The 16340-nt window shown below is 52.9% G+C and carries 17 protein-coding genes and 1 pseudogene; all 18 read right to left on the bottom strand.

All coding sequences use genetic code 11. From position 1 onward, the window contains the following. Positions 1-25: 25 nt before the first annotated feature. Positions 26-1162 (bottom strand): flagellar biosynthesis protein FlhB, encoded by a 1137-nt coding sequence (flhB, locus tag CBE72_RS03115; RefSeq protein ID WP_100142274.1) that lies wholly within the window; start codon positions 1160-1162, stop codon positions 26-28. Further along, positions 1162-1959, bottom strand: a complete 798-nt coding sequence (gene fliR, locus CBE72_RS03110; RefSeq protein WP_100142273.1) for a flagellar biosynthetic protein FliR — start codon at positions 1957-1959, stop codon at positions 1162-1164. The genes flhB and fliR overlap by 1 nt, the downstream gene beginning before the upstream one ends. A gap of 3 nt (positions 1960-1962) precedes the next feature. After that, positions 1963-2232 carry a flagellar biosynthesis protein FliQ gene (gene fliQ, locus CBE72_RS03105; RefSeq protein ID WP_025887440.1) on the bottom strand — a complete coding sequence of 90 codons (270 nt, stop codon included), beginning with the start codon at positions 2230-2232 and terminating at the stop codon, positions 1963-1965. Between the two features lie 9 nt (positions 2233-2241). Further along, complete coding sequence (gene fliP, locus CBE72_RS03100; RefSeq protein WP_229671839.1) at positions 2242-2970, bottom strand: flagellar type III secretion system pore protein FliP; 729 nt, start codon at positions 2968-2970, stop codon at positions 2242-2244. Positions 2971-2981: 11 nt separating this feature from the next. Then, entirely contained in the window at positions 2982-3341 is a 360-nt protein-coding gene (gene fliO, locus CBE72_RS03095; RefSeq protein WP_100142271.1) for a flagellar biosynthetic protein FliO, read from the bottom strand. A 10-nt stretch (positions 3342-3351) separates the two neighbouring features. Further along, the gene (fliN, locus tag CBE72_RS03090; protein WP_100142270.1) at positions 3352-3732 is read right to left on the bottom strand and encodes a flagellar motor switch protein FliN; all 381 of its coding nucleotides are present in this window, start codon (positions 3730-3732) and stop codon (positions 3352-3354) included. 11 nt (positions 3733-3743) lie between these two features. Next, entirely contained in the window at positions 3744-4772 is a 1029-nt protein-coding gene (gene fliM, locus CBE72_RS03085; protein WP_100142269.1) for a flagellar motor switch protein FliM, read from the bottom strand. A gap of 27 nt (positions 4773-4799) precedes the next feature. Beyond that, positions 4800-5324 carry a flagellar basal body-associated protein FliL gene (gene fliL / locus CBE72_RS03080; protein WP_100142268.1) on the bottom strand — a complete coding sequence of 175 codons (525 nt, stop codon included), beginning with the start codon at positions 5322-5324 and terminating at the stop codon, positions 4800-4802. A gap of 66 nt (positions 5325-5390) precedes the next feature. Continuing rightward, entirely contained in the window at positions 5391-6878 is a 1488-nt protein-coding gene (locus tag CBE72_RS03075; protein ID WP_229671816.1) for a flagellar hook-length control protein FliK, read from the bottom strand. A 134-nt stretch (positions 6879-7012) separates the two neighbouring features. Further along, entirely contained in the window at positions 7013-7462 is a 450-nt protein-coding gene (fliJ, locus tag CBE72_RS03070; protein WP_100142266.1) for a flagellar export protein FliJ, read from the bottom strand. 114 nt (positions 7463-7576) lie between these two features. Continuing rightward, a complete protein-coding gene (fliI, locus tag CBE72_RS03065; RefSeq protein ID WP_100142622.1) occupies positions 7577-8917 on the bottom strand; it encodes a flagellar protein export ATPase FliI in 1341 nt (446 codons plus the stop codon). Next, a complete protein-coding gene (gene fliH, locus CBE72_RS03060) occupies positions 8886-9857 on the bottom strand; it encodes a flagellar assembly protein FliH (protein WP_100142265.1) in 972 nt (323 codons plus the stop codon). The genes fliI and fliH overlap by 32 nt, the downstream gene beginning before the upstream one ends. A gap of 13 nt (positions 9858-9870) precedes the next feature. After that, the gene (fliG, locus tag CBE72_RS03055) at positions 9871-10914 is read right to left on the bottom strand and encodes a flagellar motor switch protein FliG (protein WP_100142264.1); all 1044 of its coding nucleotides are present in this window, start codon (positions 10912-10914) and stop codon (positions 9871-9873) included. Next, on the bottom strand, positions 10907-12613 hold the full coding sequence (gene fliF / locus CBE72_RS03050) for a flagellar basal-body MS-ring/collar protein FliF (protein ID WP_100142263.1): 1707 nt from the start codon (positions 12611-12613) through the stop codon (positions 10907-10909). Before fliF ends, fliG begins: the two co-directional genes overlap by 8 nt. Before the next feature lie 41 nt (positions 12614-12654). Next, the gene (fliE, locus tag CBE72_RS03045; protein WP_100142262.1) at positions 12655-12987 is read right to left on the bottom strand and encodes a flagellar hook-basal body complex protein FliE; all 333 of its coding nucleotides are present in this window, start codon (positions 12985-12987) and stop codon (positions 12655-12657) included. A 165-nt stretch (positions 12988-13152) separates the two neighbouring features. Beyond that, positions 13153-14484, bottom strand: coding sequence for a sigma-54-dependent transcriptional regulator (locus CBE72_RS03040; protein WP_100142261.1), 1332 nt, complete (start codon positions 14482-14484; stop codon positions 13153-13155). After that, the gene (locus tag CBE72_RS03035; RefSeq protein WP_100142260.1) at positions 14481-15545 is read right to left on the bottom strand and encodes a sensor histidine kinase; all 1065 of its coding nucleotides are present in this window, start codon (positions 15543-15545) and stop codon (positions 14481-14483) included. Before CBE72_RS03035 ends, CBE72_RS03040 begins: the two co-directional genes overlap by 4 nt. 79 nt (positions 15546-15624) lie before the next feature. Further along, positions 15625-16266: pseudogene (locus tag CBE72_RS03030) on the bottom strand (AAA-type ATPase lid domain-containing protein); the annotation flags it as partial. Positions 16267-16340 lie beyond the last annotated feature (74 nt).

The raw sequence follows: 16340 nt of genomic DNA, 5'->3' as shown, positions 1-16340 counted from the left end.
AATATCACGCCAATTTAAACATGATTTAGTAGCGTTTATACTCATCAGGAATGGGTTGATTGAGTGGAATAGGTTTAGGCCGGGTGCCCTTGCCTTTCTGATATTGCCTGAGCTGAAATACATAGGCGAGAACCTGGGCCACTGCGGTAAACAGACCCTCCGGGATCTGCTGATTGAGCTTGGTGGTATGGTAAATCGCCCGAGCCAGAGGTGGAGCCGATACGATTGCCACTTGGTGTTCTCTGGCGATTTCACGAATTTTAAAGGCCACATCATCGACGCCTTTAGCCAGCACGAAAGGCGCCGGTGACTTGTCGACATCGTATTTTATCGCCACTGCAAAGTGTTCTGGGTTAACCACTATCACATCGGCATTGGGCACTTCGCTCATCATTCGCCGCTGAGCCATCTCCCTCTGTAACTGACGAATACGCCCCTTGACCTCGGGCTTACCCTCGGTGTCTTTGTACTCGTCTTTGACTTCCTGTTTGGTCATCCGCAGTTGTTTGGCGTGATTCCAGATCTGGAACGGCACATCGATCACCACTATCACTAAGGTGGAAGCACAGAGCAGAATAAAGATCCACACTAGGAGATCCAAAGCATGACGAATATTGCCCGGCAGGTGATCCTGCGACAACCTTAAGATGTCATCAAAGTAGAAGCTCAGCAGCAGATAGGCTGACAGCGCTACCACGGAAAACTTGGCTATCCCCTTGGCCAACTCCACCAGCGCCTGTACCCCGAACATCCGCTTAAAGCCGGTTAACGGGTTCATTTTACTGCCTTTGGGCATAAATGCCTGGGTCGAAAAACTGATACCGCCAAGAACAATATTACCGACAAAGGCCACGAAACCGAGAAACAGAATAAAACCGGCCATAGGCCAACCCAGCTCGGCGGCAACTATCCCCCAGACATTGAACATGCTGTTGGTATCGAATATCTGATCCCGCTGCATGGAAAAAATGCGGCTCATGACGTTGGCAAGACTGGCGGCCAGACTTGGTCCAAGCATGGCAAAACCCAGGGCTGCGGCCAACAATACCGCCGAAGTGCCCAACTCTTTTGACCTTGCAACCTGCCCCTTCTCTCTGGCCTGTTGCAAGCGCCTGGAGGTCGCCTCCTCGCTTTTTTCCTGCCCGTCTTCGTTCTCTGCCATCAGGGGACTCCATCCAGATTACAGGTCAGTTCCAGCATGTCACACAGCAGCAGCTGCGCCGCATGCCAAACTTCGTCGAAGTGAGCCATCACAGGCCCCAGTGTCAGCCAGAGAATAATCAGGCCACCTATCATGGTGACAGGAAAACCTATGGCAAAAATATTCAGTTGGGGCGCCGCCCGGGTCATCACCCCGAAAGAGAGGTTAACGGTAAGCAGTGCCACAATGGCCGAGATAGACATGGTCAACGCGGCGCCGAACATATAACTGCCCCACTCGGCCAGGGTGCGATAGTTGGCGATTTTGATCCCTTCATTGGATACCGGCAAAGTTTCAAAGCTTGTCACCAGCATGCGTATCATCACCAAGTGACCATCAATCGCCAGAAAGATCATGGTGGTCAGCAGCAAAAAGAAGTTACCTATCACGGGCGTCTGCTGCCCTGAGCTGGGATCCACCATAGAGGCAAAACCCAAGCTGGTCTGCATGCCGATTATTTGCCCGGTCAACACAAAGGTTTGCATGATAAGCAAGGTGACAAATCCCATGGCTGTGCCGATAAGAACTTGTTGAGTCGTAATAAAAACCGCTGCCAGGGAGAATAGCTCCACCTCTGGCATAGGTGGCAAGACAGGCGCTATGGCGACAGTCAAGGCCAGTGCCAGCAGTAAACGCACTCTGGCCGGCGTGGTATTGGCGCCGAAAACCGCCATCACCATTAACATGCTGGCCACTCGAAACAATGGCCAGAGGTAAGCGGCCAGAGTCTGTTGGATGCTGTCGAACAGTATCTCCATGGCTCAGCCCACCACTTGCGGGATCCTGTGAACCATCTCGATAAAGAAATCCATCATGGTGCGCACCAGCCAGTGACCGATAAACATCAGTGCGAACAAGGTCATCAATAGCCGGGGCAAAAAACTCAGAGTCTGTTCGTTAATGGAGGTGGCCGCTTGGAACACAGCCACAATCAAGCCGATGATCAACCCGGGTACCACTATGGCCGAAACCATCATCACGATCACCGCCAAGGCTTCGCGGAAAATGTCGATCAGTGATTCGGGGGTCATCTACACCTCCTATAAACCGAAGCTGCCGGCGAGCGTGCCCATCACCAGGGTCCAGCCATCGACCAGTACAAACAGCATGATCTTAAACGGTAAGGAAACAATCATGGGAGACAACATCATCATACCCATGGCCATCAGAATACTGGCCACCACCAAGTCCAACACCAGAAACGGCACGAACAGCATGAAACCTATCTGAAATGCTGTCTTGAGTTCACTGGTGATAAAGGCCGGGATCACCACTGTCATAGGAGCATCTTCAGGATTGTTGATATTCTGGTAACCGGAGATCTCAATAAAGGAGTTGAGATCCGTGGTGCGGGTTTGTGACAACATAAATTTTTTCAGCGGCGATTGTCCGGCATCGAATGCTTGCTGCAATGTCATGCTGTCATTCATGTACGGCTGCACCGCATCATCATAGATACGGTCAAACACAGGCGCCATGATAAAGAAGGTCATAAACAGGCTCATACCGATAAGAACCTGATTGGAGGGCGTTTGTTGCAGGCCTATAGCCTGCCGCAAGATAGACAAGACCACTATGATACGGGTGAAAGAGGTCAGCATGATCACCATGGCAGGCAAGAAGCTCATGGCGGTCATCAGCAGCAGGATCTGCATGGTCACCGAATACTGGGTCGCGCCATCCGGGCCAGTCGTCACTGTCACTGCCGGAAACAGCGCATCCTGAGCCTGGGCCAAGCCCGGCAGTAACATCAGAGGCAACAGCAGCATTGGCCAATATTTCATGATGGTTTTACCCTGGCCTGCCTGAGCTTGGCGGCAAAGCTCTCGTTGTCTATGGTCACCGGCCGCTCCAACTTATCAACCAGGGAGACTTGCGCCGCGGTAACCCCCAGTAGGTATTGCTGTCCATCCAGCTCCACCAATACCAGCTTCTCTTTCTGCCCCAGCGGAGTAACCGCCAGCGTCTTGATAGCCGATTGGCTGCCGGGAACAAGATTGAGACGTTTCACCAGATAAGCCAGCACAAAAATCAGTGCCAGCACCAGGATAAGTCCGCCCATCATACTGGCCATGGTCGCCAGGCCGTTACCGCCATCGTGAGTCAAGGCGGTTGCCGCCTGGGTCGTTGTTTGTGTCATGGGCACCGGCTTATTTCAGTTTCTTGATACGTTCGGTCTGGCTGATGACATCCGTCAGACGGATACCGAACTTGTCGTTGACCACCACCACTTCACCGTGGGCAATCAAGGTGCCATTGACCATCACATCCAGAGGTTCACCGGCAACCCTATCCAGCTCCACTACCGAGCCCTGGTTGAGCTGCAATAGGTTGCGGATGCTGATAAAACTGCGTCCCACCTCCATAGAGATAGTCACCGGGATATCCAAAATGGTATCCAATTTAGCGGCTTCCTCTTCGGACAAGGGTCTGGCATCGCTTTTCAGCTCATCCAAATCAACCGCCTTGGCCTCTTCTTCTGCCTGTTCGGCCATGGCGGCAGCCCAATCGTCCATCTCTTCAGTACTCATTCTCTATCACCTTATATTTCCGAGATATCCTTGGATTTACCCTTACGGGTTACCAGCTGCAGTTCGGTCTTGACCGTTTCCGGACGCGGAATCTTGTCACAGATCTTCAGCGCCAGATTTTCCCTGACCCGCCCCAGTTTACATCTGTAAGTGGGCAAGTCTTCTATCTTCATAACGATATGCTCTGGCAATTCAACCGGGATCACATCACCGGCCTTGAATTCCATCACGTCTCTCAGTGTTATCTGTTTTTCAACAAGGCGTGCATCGAACCCGACCTCAACGTCCATGATCTCGTCTTTCAGCGCCTGAGACCAACGCATATCGGTATCTTGTTTGTCGCTTTGAACCCCGGCATCCAGCAGTTCACGAATGGGTTCTATCATGGAGTAAGGCATGGTGATGTGGAAATCGCCACCACCGCCATCCACTTCAATATGGAAAGAGTTGACCACCACCACTTCGGTCGGGCTGACAATATTGGCCATCGCCGGGTTAACTTCCGAGTCCAGATAGTCGAACTCAACATCCATCACCGGCGCCCAGGCATCTTTGTAATCTTCAAAGATAATCTTCAACAGCAACTGCACTATGCGCCGCTCTGTCGGAGTAAACTCCCGCCCCTCAATCTTGGCGTGAAAACGGCCATCACCACCAAAGAAATTGTCCACCAGAATAAATACCAATCTGGCTTCCATGGTGATCAGCGCCGTACCCTTGAGCGGACTAAAGCGCACCATATTCAAACTGGTAGGCACAAACAGAGTATGCACATACTCGCCAAACTTGAGCATTTGTACGCCATTAATCGAGACTTCTGCAGCCCGGCGCATCATGTTGAACATGCTGATCCGCAGGTGACGGGCAAAACGTTCGTTGACGATTTCCAGAGTCGGCATTCGACCACGAACGATACGATCCTGAGACGAAAAGTCATAGGATTGAGCCTCAAATGCCGACTCCTCCGTATCCTCTTCTTCGACGTCATCCACACCATGAAGCAGCGCATCAATTTCGTCTTGGCTTAATAAATCACTCACGATATTGCCTTCGCCTCTTAGTCCCTGTTACTGCATCACAAAGCCGGTAAATAACACTTTTTCAACGACTTTACGGCCGGTAACCGGTTGCAGTGTATTTTGTACATTGAGCAGCGCCAACTGCCTGAGTTCATCTTTACCCGCCTGGCTGCTGAGCTTTTCAACATCGGCGCCGCTGAAGGTAGTCAGCAGTGCATCTTCAATCAAGGGAATATGCTTCTTGAGCGTGACGTCATCATCACTCCCTCGCACCATGAGTTGTACCTTGATCTCTACCAGCCTGGAACGGTTGGCTCCCGGCAGATTGAACAGAAATGGTCTTGGCATGGCCACATAAAAAGCTTCTCGACTATTATTGGCCTGCACTTCCTCGGTTTGTGTCTCACTACTCTCTTCCTGAGTAACCGCTTCATCTGAACTGCCCAGAAAAAACCACAGGCCAACACCAACCAACAGCAAGACCGCGAAACCTATGCCACCGAAGATAAAGAGTTTCTTTTTACTTTTGGGCGCCTGCGCCTCTTGCAGTTCAAGCTCTTCTTGTTCTGCCATGTTTTGTCCTATCCCTTAATCTACCGCACTGCCCGCGGAAAAATGCCATCCCTATAGGTTACCTGTTCAGGCGTAATAATCTATACCCGAGCCATAACTTGTTGTGCGATTTGCGCTTTGTGTTGTTTCTTCGGCGGAAATTTCACCTTCTACGCCATCTTGAGCAAAGCCACCGCCATTACCACCTTGCGGCTCACCCTGCTCGCGCCCCCCCTGAGAGATATGGCTATCGGCCAGATTCATTCCTTGTTCCTGCAGCATTTCCCTCAGTCTGGGCATCGCCTGTTCCAACATATCTCGAGTTTGCGCTTGAGTGACGTGGAACTGAACTTGAGTCTGATCACCGTGCACCTGAACCCTAACCATCATGGCTCCAAGTTCCGGAGGGTCGAGACGAATTTCGGCTTGCTGCACCCCATTGCTGACCATGGCAATCAACTGCTGCCGCATCACAGGGGCAAAACGTTGCACCATATCGGCGGTCTGCACTGACTGTTCCATCCCCTGTCTCAAAGACAACTGAAACTGGGCCATCTCGCCACGCTGCGCAGGTTGTAATCCTTGTTGATGCAGCTGTTGTTGGAATGGACTGATATCTGTTTGTGTCGAAGCGGCATCGCCCTTGAGTGCCTGATGTATAGCATCACTGACAGGGCTGCGCACCTCTGTGCCCACCTGAGCACCTTTCATCTCGGTCTTCAACAAACTGGCGAGGACCTCTTTGGTGGCCGTTTTGTCACCCTGGCTATCAGCACTGGCAGTGGTGGCTGCGGCGGCGACCTCCGTCCCCAATTTGCCGGAGGCATCCAGTTTGGCCTTATCAACAACGGCCGAAGGCGCCAAGATATTGTCACTCTTACCACCATCAGTATTGAGATTTCCCTCTCGAGCCAATGCCGCCATACCATCAAGGGGCGCCGCCTTTGTTACAGGCTTGCCGCCATCTGGCCACCCCATCTGTTGTTCAGGGCTTTCCAATGGACCGGCGTTGTTCGTCTTAGCGCTGGCCTTATCGGCAGCAAACAAAGATGGGTTCTGTGTGTCGGCACCTTGACTCGTTTCATCAAGCATCGGCTCAAGCGTATCTGACTCTGCAGCTTCGCTATCTCCCTCTTTATCAAGGGCCCCCTCCAAACCATCACTGGTCGATTCCTGCGCCAATTTCAAGGTCGCTAACAACTCAGCTTGTTCCTCTGGGGATAGGGCGTTGAATTCATCTTCATCAAGCCCCGTCAGGGCAGCAATCTGTTCCTGCAGGCCAGCGGCCTCCGACAAAGAGGCTTCACTGTCTGCGTCTACCGGCAACTTTTTGCCCATGGCAATCTGACCTAAGATCAATGACACATCGACCAGGGCCTCTTCTTCCGCATTATCCGCAGTGAGGCGCGGTTCAGAGAATTCCCGCTTGGGACCTTGAGGCTCGAGCGAAAACTTAGCTTTTGCATGTTGGAACTCGGAAAGAAATGCCTCATTATCAGATGGTTGCAATGCATCTTTGGCAGTAACTTCCTTACTGCTGGCACCACCGATAAAGATATTGGATAACTGCTGCATGCCTTCCTCCAGCATACTGACCCACTCAGGCAAAACCGGGCCAGCTCAGAATAATTGTCTCTACTTAAAATAAAGCAAAATTCACGCCAATTAGAAAGGAACTATTGAATTTAAAGGAAATCGTAGTCAAACACTCAGTGGTTAAGCTTACGCCGATAAAATTGCTGCGAAGCAAACTCATCAATGAGCTTTTGTTCTTGTTTGGCGGCTTTGGCTTCCGCTTGCTGGGCTTTTTTCTCTAGCAACATCTCCACCGCCTTACGCTTTTGTTGCTTTTCCAACCAATGTTGCTGCCGATAGCCACGCTGCTTATCGGCCTCGGCAACCACGGCGAGTTGTTGTCCGATGGCATCATCTACCTGACGCACAAATCGATGAAACTGTTGGTAATAGGAGGCGCCAATACTCTGCCCCTGCTGGGCATCGAGCTGCTTCATATAGTCGAGCCGGTATTCCCGTAATGATTGCAATTGAGACTGACGCCTCTGACACTCCATTTGCGCAGCTTTAAGTTGCAGTGCCGCCTGCTCTTCGGCTTCGACCGCCAGTTTCAACACTGTGTGCAAAGGATCGGATTTAGCCATCTAACGTACTGTTCCTTAAAATTGCTTGCCTTGTGGGTCTTAACTCGGATCTCAATCGAACTCAGGCCCCTATTGTCACTGCATTTTTTTGTCGAGCACCGGCACTCAATGGCGTTACACCTTGCACTGGGCTGCGAGCTGCCCCAACATCTGCTGACAATCGCTGAAACTGATCGCATCGCGCATCCCCTGTCGTAAAAAGGCGTTCATGGCAGGCTGTAAACGAATAGCATTGTCGATACGCGGATCCGAACCTTGGGAATAGGCACCAATGGAGATCAGATCCCGGTTTTGCTGGTAGAGCGAATAAACTTGCTTGACCCGCCGCATCGCTTCCAGGTGCGCCTCGCTTATCACCATAGGTGCCACCCGACTGATGGACGCTTCAATGTCTATCGCCGGATAATGCCCTGAGTCGGCCAAGGCCCGTGACAACACTATGTGACCGTCCAAAATGGCCCGTGAGGCATCGGCAATGGGGTCTTGCTGATCGTCCCCTTCGGTAAGCACTGTATAAAAGGCGGTAATCGAGCCCTGCCCTTCACCGCCATTGCCGGCGCGCTCGACCAAACGGGGTAACTTGGCAAATACTGAAGGCGGATAGCCCTTGGTTGCCGGTGGCTCACCGACCGCCAGGGCAATTTCCCGCTGTGCCTGGGCGTAACGGGTCAGGCTATCCATTAATAACAGGACGTCATAGCCGAGATCACGAAAATACTCGGCTATTCGAGTCGAGGTTTCGCAGGCACGAAGGCGCATCAAGGGGGAGGTATCGGCCGGTGCGGCTATGACCACAGAGCGGACCCGCCCCTCTGCGCCCAAGATCTCTTCGATAAATTCTTTCACCTCCCGGCCCCGTTCCCCCACCAGGCCAACTACGATAATGTCGGCCGTGGTGCCTCGAGTCATCATGCCAAGGAGCACACTCTTACCGACGCCGGAGCCAGCAAAGAGTCCCATACGTTGGCCCTTACCCACGGTAAGCATAGCATTGATGGCTCTGACGCCTACATCGAGCGGTTCGGTAATTGCCCTTCTGGATAGAGGGTTAATGGCGGGGCTGTGGCGCGAGGCTTGTTCATCTGTGTGTAGGGCGCCCATACCATCGAGCGGCTGGCCGTTACCGTCCAGCACCCGGCCAAGGAGACTCAAACCGACGCTGAGCCCAGTTTGTTCACCGAGCGGCATCACCTTGGCGCCGGGAAGCACGCCCCTGAGTTCTTCAACCGGCATCAGATACAATAGCTCATCATCAAAACCTATCACCTCGGCGATAAGCTTTCCCGCCATAGTATCTATGGCGCAGAGACTGCCGACAGGTGCCCGGCAACCACTGGCTTCCAGCGTCAGACCAACCACCCGTACCAGCTGGCCGCTGGCAACCGCTTGAAACGGTGACTGTTTTTCAGCCAAGTGTTTGAGTTCACTCAGCAGTTGGCTTCGGCGCTGCTGTATCATGAGTGTCTCCTTCGCTGGGCTGTTCGCCCTCTTGGCTTGCAATCTCTGCCTTATCGTTTATCGCGGCAGTTTGTTCATCGGCAAGCGATTGCCCCTGTTCGCTGTCTTGCGCTGGGGTCAATCTATCATCTATTACGGCCTGCTGCTGAGCTGCCCTTTTCGCCAACATGGATTGTTCGGCTTCAAGATTGGCAAACACCCCTTCCAGGCGGGTTTCCAGACGCATATCCACTTGCGAGCGTTGGCTATCCACCACACAATCGCCCCGGTTGAGGCCGGGATCGGCTTCCAGTGTCCAGCGGTTACGTGCCAGTTGCTCTTCACCGTAGAGCTCTTTCACCAAAGCCATATCTTCGGGATGCAGGCGCAGATTCACTTTCTGCTCTTTGAGTGGCAGGGCATCTATCCCTTGCCTGAGCGCCGCCAGTATATGTTCCGGATGGGTTTTCAATTCATGGGCTATGAGGTTGCGCGCCAAAGTACCGACCAGCGTCAGCAATGATTCTTCTATCTGGGTATCCAGCAGCGCCAGCGGCGCCTCGAACTGAGCGAGCAAGGCGTCGAAACGCGCCAACATGGTAGCGGCCTGTTGCAATCCTTCTTCCCGCCCTTGCTCTAGGCCCTGGGAAAAACCTTCACTGTGTCCCTGCTCTAAGCCTTGAAGACGTCCCTCCTCCAAGCCTTTGGCTATCCCTTGTTCCTTGCCTTCGGCAAAACCTTCCTGCTCGGCCTGCTCGCGAATTGATTCAATTTCGGCCATCGTTGGCGGCGACACCGGCTCTTCAGCCTCTTTAGCCTCCATCACCCCGGGCTTATGACCAAAGAGGTTACTGGGCTTCAGTGGCAAGGCATCACCCACATCGGGCAGTTGCCAATGGGCAAACTCTCCGGCTTGATCCGGTGGCACTATGTTGTGGGACACCTTTTTGTCACTCATTTAAATTCACCTGTCAGAGGAACTCTTCACTGCCACTTCCCCCCAGCATAATCTCACCGGCATCGGACAAGCGACGGGCAATAGACAATATCTCTTTTTGCGCCACTTCCACTTCGCTGATACGAATTGGCCCCATGGCTTCGAGATCGTCACGCAGCAATTCTGCCGCCCGTTTGGACATATTGCCGAGGATCTTTTCCTTCAGCGGCTCGTCGGCCCCCTTGAGCGCCTTCATCAGCACATCCTGTTGCACTTCCCGCAGCAGCGTCTGGATGCCACGGTCGTCGACATCGATGAGGTTTTCGAACACGAACATCAAGTCCTGGATCTGCTGTGCCATCTCTTCGTCGGACTCGCGCAGGGTTTCCATCAGTTGGCTCTCTACCCCGGTATCCAGGTAGTTCATGATGTTGGCTGCGGCCTTCAAACCACCCATCTTGGCGGCTTGGGCGCCACCCTGACCGGCAAACTGTTTCTCCATAATGTCATTCAGCTCTTGCAGTGCGGCCGGTTGCACCTCTTCGAGGTTGGCGATACGCATCATCAAATCGAGACGAGTGTTTTCCGGGAACTGGGCAAAGATTTCCGCCGCCTGATCCGGTTCAAGATAGGACAGTACAATGGTTTGGATCTGCGGGTGTTCATTCTGGATAATAGTCGCCACCTGTCTGGCATCCATCCATTTGAGCGAGTCGAGGCCTTTGGCGCCACTGCCCATGACAATCTGCTCGATAAGGTTACCGGCCTTGTCTTCACCCAATGCGGTAGTCAGTGCCTTACGCACAAACTCTTCGCTGTTAAAGCCTATGGAGGAGTATTTCTGGATATCATCCAGAAACAGCTTGTGAACCGCAACCACCTTCTCCTGGCCAAACTCCTGCATGGCTGCCATCGCCATCCCCACCTTCTGAACCTGCTTGGGTTCCAGATGTTTGAGGATAGAGGCCGCATCGGCTTCACTGAGACTCAACAACAAAATGGCGGTCTTCTCAATCCCGTTGAGATTCTTGACATCGAAGCCGCGCTCGGCTGGTTTATCCGCTTTTTTTTCAGGCATCTTCTTGCAACCAGTTCTTCACCACTTGGGTGGACAGTTCAGGTTCATTGGCCACCAAAGCACGTATGGCCTTAATCATATCATCATCTTTGTGCAGATCCGGTATCAGAATCGAACCATCATCGGCATAACTGTATTCACTTTCTGGTCGGTTGAGCATGCCCAGAGTGTCGGCAGCATACTGATCTTCTATGTCTGCCAGTTCATGTCCCAGCGCCGGCTCGTCAGGCAGATTTTGGCCATCAGGGTAGATAAGACGCTTAAGCATGGGGCGCACGACAAACAGGATAAGAACCAAAATCACCAAGGCACCGATGGCAAGCTTCATCGCCCGCCAGAACCATGGCTGCTCCCACAGTGGAGGCTCGGGCAGGTCTTCAACCAGCTGATCCATAAAGGGCACTGTCACCACTTCTATCATGTCGCCCCGTTGGCTGTTAAAGCCAACCGCACCTTCCAGTAAGCGGCGGATATTCGCCATCTCTTCACCAGTGCGAGGCACTCTGGCGACCTGACCGTTTTCACCGGCCGCTCCTGTCTTGTAGTCGACCGCCACGGAGACACTGACCCGGCGTACCACGCCTATCTGCTGACGGGTATGACTGATGGTGGTATCCAGCTCGAAGTTGCGAGTCGCCTCTCTATGACTGTTGCCACTGGTAACGCTACTGTCTGTCGCCTCACTGGCTTGTTCAGGAATGTTGGATTCCATCGGCGGCTGGTTGGAAAGTGCGCCAGGAATACCGCCTGTTGTGCCACCGATACTATTGTTTTCTATCGTCATTTCACTGCGAAGTGACGGCAGATCCGGGTTGTAACGCTTGGCTGTTTGCTCGACCGCGGTAAAATCCATGCTGACATCCACCTGAGAGGTGAAGTTTTCCGGACCGAGAATGGGCATCAGAATCGAGTCAATCTTGGTGCGGTATTCGTTTTCCTTTTGTTGCACCAGCTCAAGCTCGCGTCTGGCGCGGGCAGATACCCCATCTTGACTGCCTGAGTTCAGCAAACGGCCGTTGGAGTCAGTTACTGTGACTCGACTGGGTTCCATGCCATGAACCGCCGAGGCAACGATATCCACTATCGAATCGACCTCTTCCTGACCCAGCCCCCCCCTGCGAGTATTGACCACCACTGTGGCGCTGGGCTTGGCACGATTGCGGGCAAACACATTCTCTTTGGGCAATGCCAGGATCACTTTGGCACGAGTAACACTGTTAAGCTCTTCAATCGCCCGAGCCAGATTCATCTCCTGACTCTGCTTCAACCTGGCTTGTTCCATCCGCTGGCTGACACCAAAGCCGGTATCCTGACTCAGGTAATCTTTGGCTTCGGCGCTGGAGTCTATACCGGCACGACTCAACATCATCTTCACGTCCTGATACTTGTCTTCAGGCACAGTGATCACATCGACGTCTATCTTGTAAGGCACCCGGTTCTTATCCAAAACATCGAGCACCTGCACCATCTCTTGGGTTTCCATCTTGCCCAGAGGTCGGTATTCCGGTTCCTGAGCCCAGATCATCACAAATACCGCCAGTGCCAGACAGATAGCCAATGCCAGGATCATGGTGATCTGCCGCAGCATATCAACGCCCCCGAGGGAGCCCAATACACCCGACTTATTTTCCTGTTGGACCCCATCCAGCGTTGTTCCACCGGCGGGAACATTGGATCCTGCTACTAATTCTGTGCTCACGGCGCGTTCCTGTTATCCGGGATCTTTGATGTGAGCAAGCCTTAAACCGGCATGCTCATAATCTCTTTGTAGGCTTCGACCAGCTTGTTACGCACCTGCACTGTGGCCTCGAATGCGACGCTGGCTTTCTCACGGGCAATGACAGTGTCAGATAAGGACACTGTGGTGTCACCCATTTCCAGCCTGGTGGCTAAGTTAGATGATGTGCTTTGCAACTCACTGACATTGCCAACCGCCTGGGCCAACAACTGGCCGAAATCGGCTCCTGTGGTGTTGCCCACCTGACGGACAGGCGAAGACTGAAATCCCGTTGGGGCAATTTCACCTTTCAGTGATTGCATTTCTTGCAATAAAGAATTGGCACCTATTTGCATCTTCTCACTCCTGTCGTCAGTGAATTGACGATAAACCTGCGTTAAACAGGTTTATGCAATTAGTTTGCCAAAAAAAATTGAAGCCCTGAAATAAATATCAGGGTTCTGTGTCATATATCAAGAATAGAATTGTAAAAAGCGGCTGGAACGCCGCTTTAGGAGAGCTTAGGCTGGTACTTCGATACCCATTTCACGCATACGAGCCATCTTGTATCTAAGAGTACGGGCACTAATCCCGAGTTTCTCGGCCACCAGCTTGCGACTGCCCTGACACTGGGCCAGAGTCTCGAGAATAATCACATGTTCCTGGGCCTTAAGTTCATCACCAAGCGCCTCAGGCATTTCCGGGACCGTGGCATCTCCCAGGGTGACATCCTGCAGATCGATAATAATATCGCCCGCTTCTATCTGCCCTTGGCTCAAGATCAATGCACGCTGGATCACGTTATCCAGTTCTCGGACATTCCCCGGCCAACGGTGGGCCAGCAAACGCCGCACCGCAGCATCACTGAGAGTCGGAACTGGGTTAATCGCCGCATTTTCGGCATGGCGAGCCAACAGATGCTTGGCCAACGGGATAATATCCGCCGGTCTTTGATTCAGTGCCGGCCAGGCAAGCGGAAACACATTGATCCTATAATAAAGGTCTTCACGAAACTCGCCCTTGGCCACCATCTGTTTCAAATCCCGGTTCGAAGTTGCCAGTACCCTGACATCGAGCTTAATAGTCTTGCGGCCGCCCAAGCGTTCAACCTCACGCTCCTGCAACACCCGTAGCAGCTTGGCCTGCAATGCCAGCTCCATCTCGGAAATTTCATCGAGTAACAGGGTGCCGCCATGAGCCTGTTCAAACTTACCGGGACACGCCTGATAAGCCCCGGTAAAGGCACCTTTCTCGTAGCCAAACAAGGTGGCTTCCAGCATATTTTCCGGGATGGCGGCGCAGTTAATCGCCACAAAAGGCCCTTCAGGCCGTTGACTATGTTGATGAATGTAACGCGCCAGCACCTCTTTCCCCGAACCACTGGGACCAGTGATCATCACAGAAGCTTCAGAAGCAGCCACCCGCTGCGCCAGTGCCAGTAAGGCCAGACTCTTTTCATCGGCCACCACGGGGCCGCCGTTAACCACCTTGGGGCGTAAGTAACGGCTGACCTGATTGAGTAGTACCTGGGGGGCAAACGGCTTGGCGAGATAATCCACCGCTCCCAATTTGATTGCGCTGACGGCATTGTCGATAGTGGCATAAGCAGTCATCAACAGGATGGGCAACTGCGGATGTTGTTGACGCAGATAATCAAGCAACCCCATACCGCCGATCCCTTCCATCTGCACATCGCTGATCACCATATCAAAACGATTGCCTTTCAAGGCCGTTATCGCTTCTTCGGCACTGGCGACATCGACACACTCATAGCTGGCCAGCAACAAGGTATCGAGCAGCGCCTCCCGAAGCGCGGCATCGTCTTCCACCAACAAAATTTTTGCTTCGCTCATGCCACGCCTCCTTGAGAGTCTGTCGTCAGCGGGAATGTCAGCGTGACGGTACAACCTGCGCCCAACTTACAGCTGAGGTCCAATTTACCGCCGTGGCTGCGCACCACTGACTGCACCACAGCCAACCCAAGGCCGGTGCCTTGACGCTTGGTGGTGAAGAAAGGCTCCAACACCTGCTTTTGCATCTTGCTATCTAGCCCCTTGCCGTTATCTATCACATCGAGGCGCAGTGCCTGTTCGCAGCTCAGGCGCAGAATGACTCTGGTGGCACCGGCTTCCAGGCTATTGATCACCAGATTATTGATCGCGGAACTCAGACCGTGCAGATTGACCAGCATTTCGCTATCGCCTTCGAGTTGCAGACTCAACTCGACATTTTGCCTAGCGGCGATGGGCTCACAGTTGGCCATCACTTTTTCCAACACTGCCGAAAAAGGCACTCTGTCGCAGGCTTCTTCTTGCTTGCCTTTAGCGATCAGCAACATGTCATTGACCTGCTGCTCCAGCTCGGAAAGCCTGTCGAGCAATTTGCCCTGAAAACGCTCTCTGGAGCCGGCATCTAGCCTCGGGCTGCCCAAATTGGCGGCATAGAGTAAAGCGGCAGAAAGAGGAGTACGTATTTGATGCGCCAGAGTGGCAACCATTTTCCCCAATGCAGACAAACGTTCGAGGTGGGAAAGGTTTTGCTGCAATAGCCGGGTTTCGGTGAGATCGGTCAGCATAATCAGCTGGCCCTGCTCCGGCGTCAGAGGTGTAATCGCCAGCTTCACTCGGCGACCATTGCGCAAGGAAACTTCATGACCATCGTCTTTTTGCGGCGCGAAGGCACGATTAATGATAGTCAGCCAGCGCTGGCCGACCAGGGGCAAGCCCAACAGGGATTCAGCAACCGGGTTGGCCTCACTGACCAAGCCGTCACCATTGAGAATAACAACGCCCGAAGGCATGGCCTGCAGAATATGTTCCATACGATTGGACATATTGGCGGCTTCCCTTACCGGGATCCATTCGCGGCCATGATGAGAAATGGTTTCGAGCTGAGCCAATGGGCTTGCAGACATATTAACCCCGTCAAAAATACGATGCTGACAGGGTTAATGCAGACTTTATGCCAACTTAAAAATCCAAATTATCAGGACGTTAGTCTTTACTCATGCCGTATTTGCGCATTTTCTCCACCAAGGTGGTGCGGCGAATACCCAACATTTCAGCGGCGCGGGCAACGACATTGTCCTGTTGATCCAGCGCTTGGCGGATCATATCGATTTCCAACTCGGCCAACAGATCCTTGAGATTGACCCCTTCCGGAGGCAGTTCACTGGGAAAACGAGTTTCAGGCAGATCGACCGGCTCTTCGTCATTGAAGATAGATGCCAAGGCATCACGCTCCAGTTGTTCTTCACTGACTTCAACTGAATATTCGGGCACATCGATATGCCGATACTTGACCGGCAGGTCGTTGACATCGACCAGACCACCCGGATAGAGGATAGTCAAACGTTCGACCAGATTGGATAATTCGCGGACGTTGCCGGACCAAGCGTGCTCCTTGAGCGAGTCGATGGCGCGCTGGGTAAAGCGCACTCGCCCCTTGCCTTCGTTGAATACCCTACTGACTAACTCCTGCAGCAGCAGCGGGATATCATCCCGGCGCTCGCACAGAGGAGGCATTTCAATAGGGAATACATTGAGACGATAGTAGAGATCTTCACGGAACTCACCATTTTCAATCATGGTTTCCAGATCTCTGTGAGTCGCGGCCACGACCCTTACATCGGCGCTGGAGGATCCCCTCATAATTCGGGTCTCCCAGAGGTGTTAACCAGTTTAAGAAATTCACCCCAAGCCCAGCGAAA

This window comes from Shewanella carassii (genome assembly GCF_002777975.1).
In the GTDB taxonomy this organism is placed as follows: domain Bacteria; phylum Pseudomonadota; class Gammaproteobacteria; order Enterobacterales; family Shewanellaceae; genus Shewanella; species Shewanella carassii.
The sequence above is the reverse complement of the archived record's forward strand: the minus strand, read 5'-3'. Positions and strand labels throughout refer to the sequence as shown.

Bases quoted from the DNA above. Each gene is read 5' to 3' on its own strand.
- fliL (WP_100142268.1), bottom strand. From the start codon at position 5,324: ATGGCAGAACAAGAAGAGCTTGAACTGCAAGAGGCGCAGGCGCCCAAA.
- fliR (WP_100142273.1), bottom strand. From the start codon at position 1,959: ATGGAGATACTGTTCGACAGCATCCAACAGACTCTGGCCGCTTACCTC.
- CBE72_RS03035 (WP_100142260.1), bottom strand. From the start codon at position 15,545: ATGTCTGCAAGCCCATTGGCTCAGCTCGAAACCATTTCTCATCATGGC.
- CBE72_RS03075 (WP_229671816.1), bottom strand. From the start codon at position 6,878: ATGCAGCAGTTATCCAATATCTTTATCGGTGGTGCCAGCAGTAAGGAA.
- flhB (WP_100142274.1), bottom strand. From the start codon at position 1,162: ATGGCAGAGAACGAAGACGGGCAGGAAAAAAGCGAGGAGGCGACCTCC.
- fliN (WP_100142270.1), bottom strand. From the start codon at position 3,732: ATGAGTACTGAAGAGATGGACGATTGGGCTGCCGCCATGGCCGAACAG.
- fliE (WP_100142262.1), bottom strand. From the start codon at position 12,987: ATGCAAATAGGTGCCAATTCTTTATTGCAAGAAATGCAATCACTGAAA.
- fliQ (WP_025887440.1), bottom strand. From the start codon at position 2,232: ATGACCCCCGAATCACTGATCGACATTTTCCGCGAAGCCTTGGCGGTG.
- fliP (WP_229671839.1), bottom strand. From the start codon at position 2,970: ATGCTGCTGTTGCCTCTGATGTTACTGCCGGGCTTGGCCCAGGCTCAG.
- fliO (WP_100142271.1), bottom strand. From the start codon at position 3,341: ATGACACAAACAACGACCCAGGCGGCAACCGCCTTGACTCACGATGGC.
- fliG (WP_100142264.1), bottom strand. From the start codon at position 10,914: ATGCCTGAAAAAAAAGCGGATAAACCAGCCGAGCGCGGCTTCGATGTC.
- CBE72_RS03040 (WP_100142261.1), bottom strand. From the start codon at position 14,484: ATGAGCGAAGCAAAAATTTTGTTGGTGGAAGACGATGCCGCGCTTCGG.
- fliH (WP_100142265.1), bottom strand. From the start codon at position 9,857: ATGAGTGACAAAAAGGTGTCCCACAACATAGTGCCACCGGATCAAGCC.
- fliJ (WP_100142266.1), bottom strand. From the start codon at position 7,462: ATGGCTAAATCCGATCCTTTGCACACAGTGTTGAAACTGGCGGTCGAA.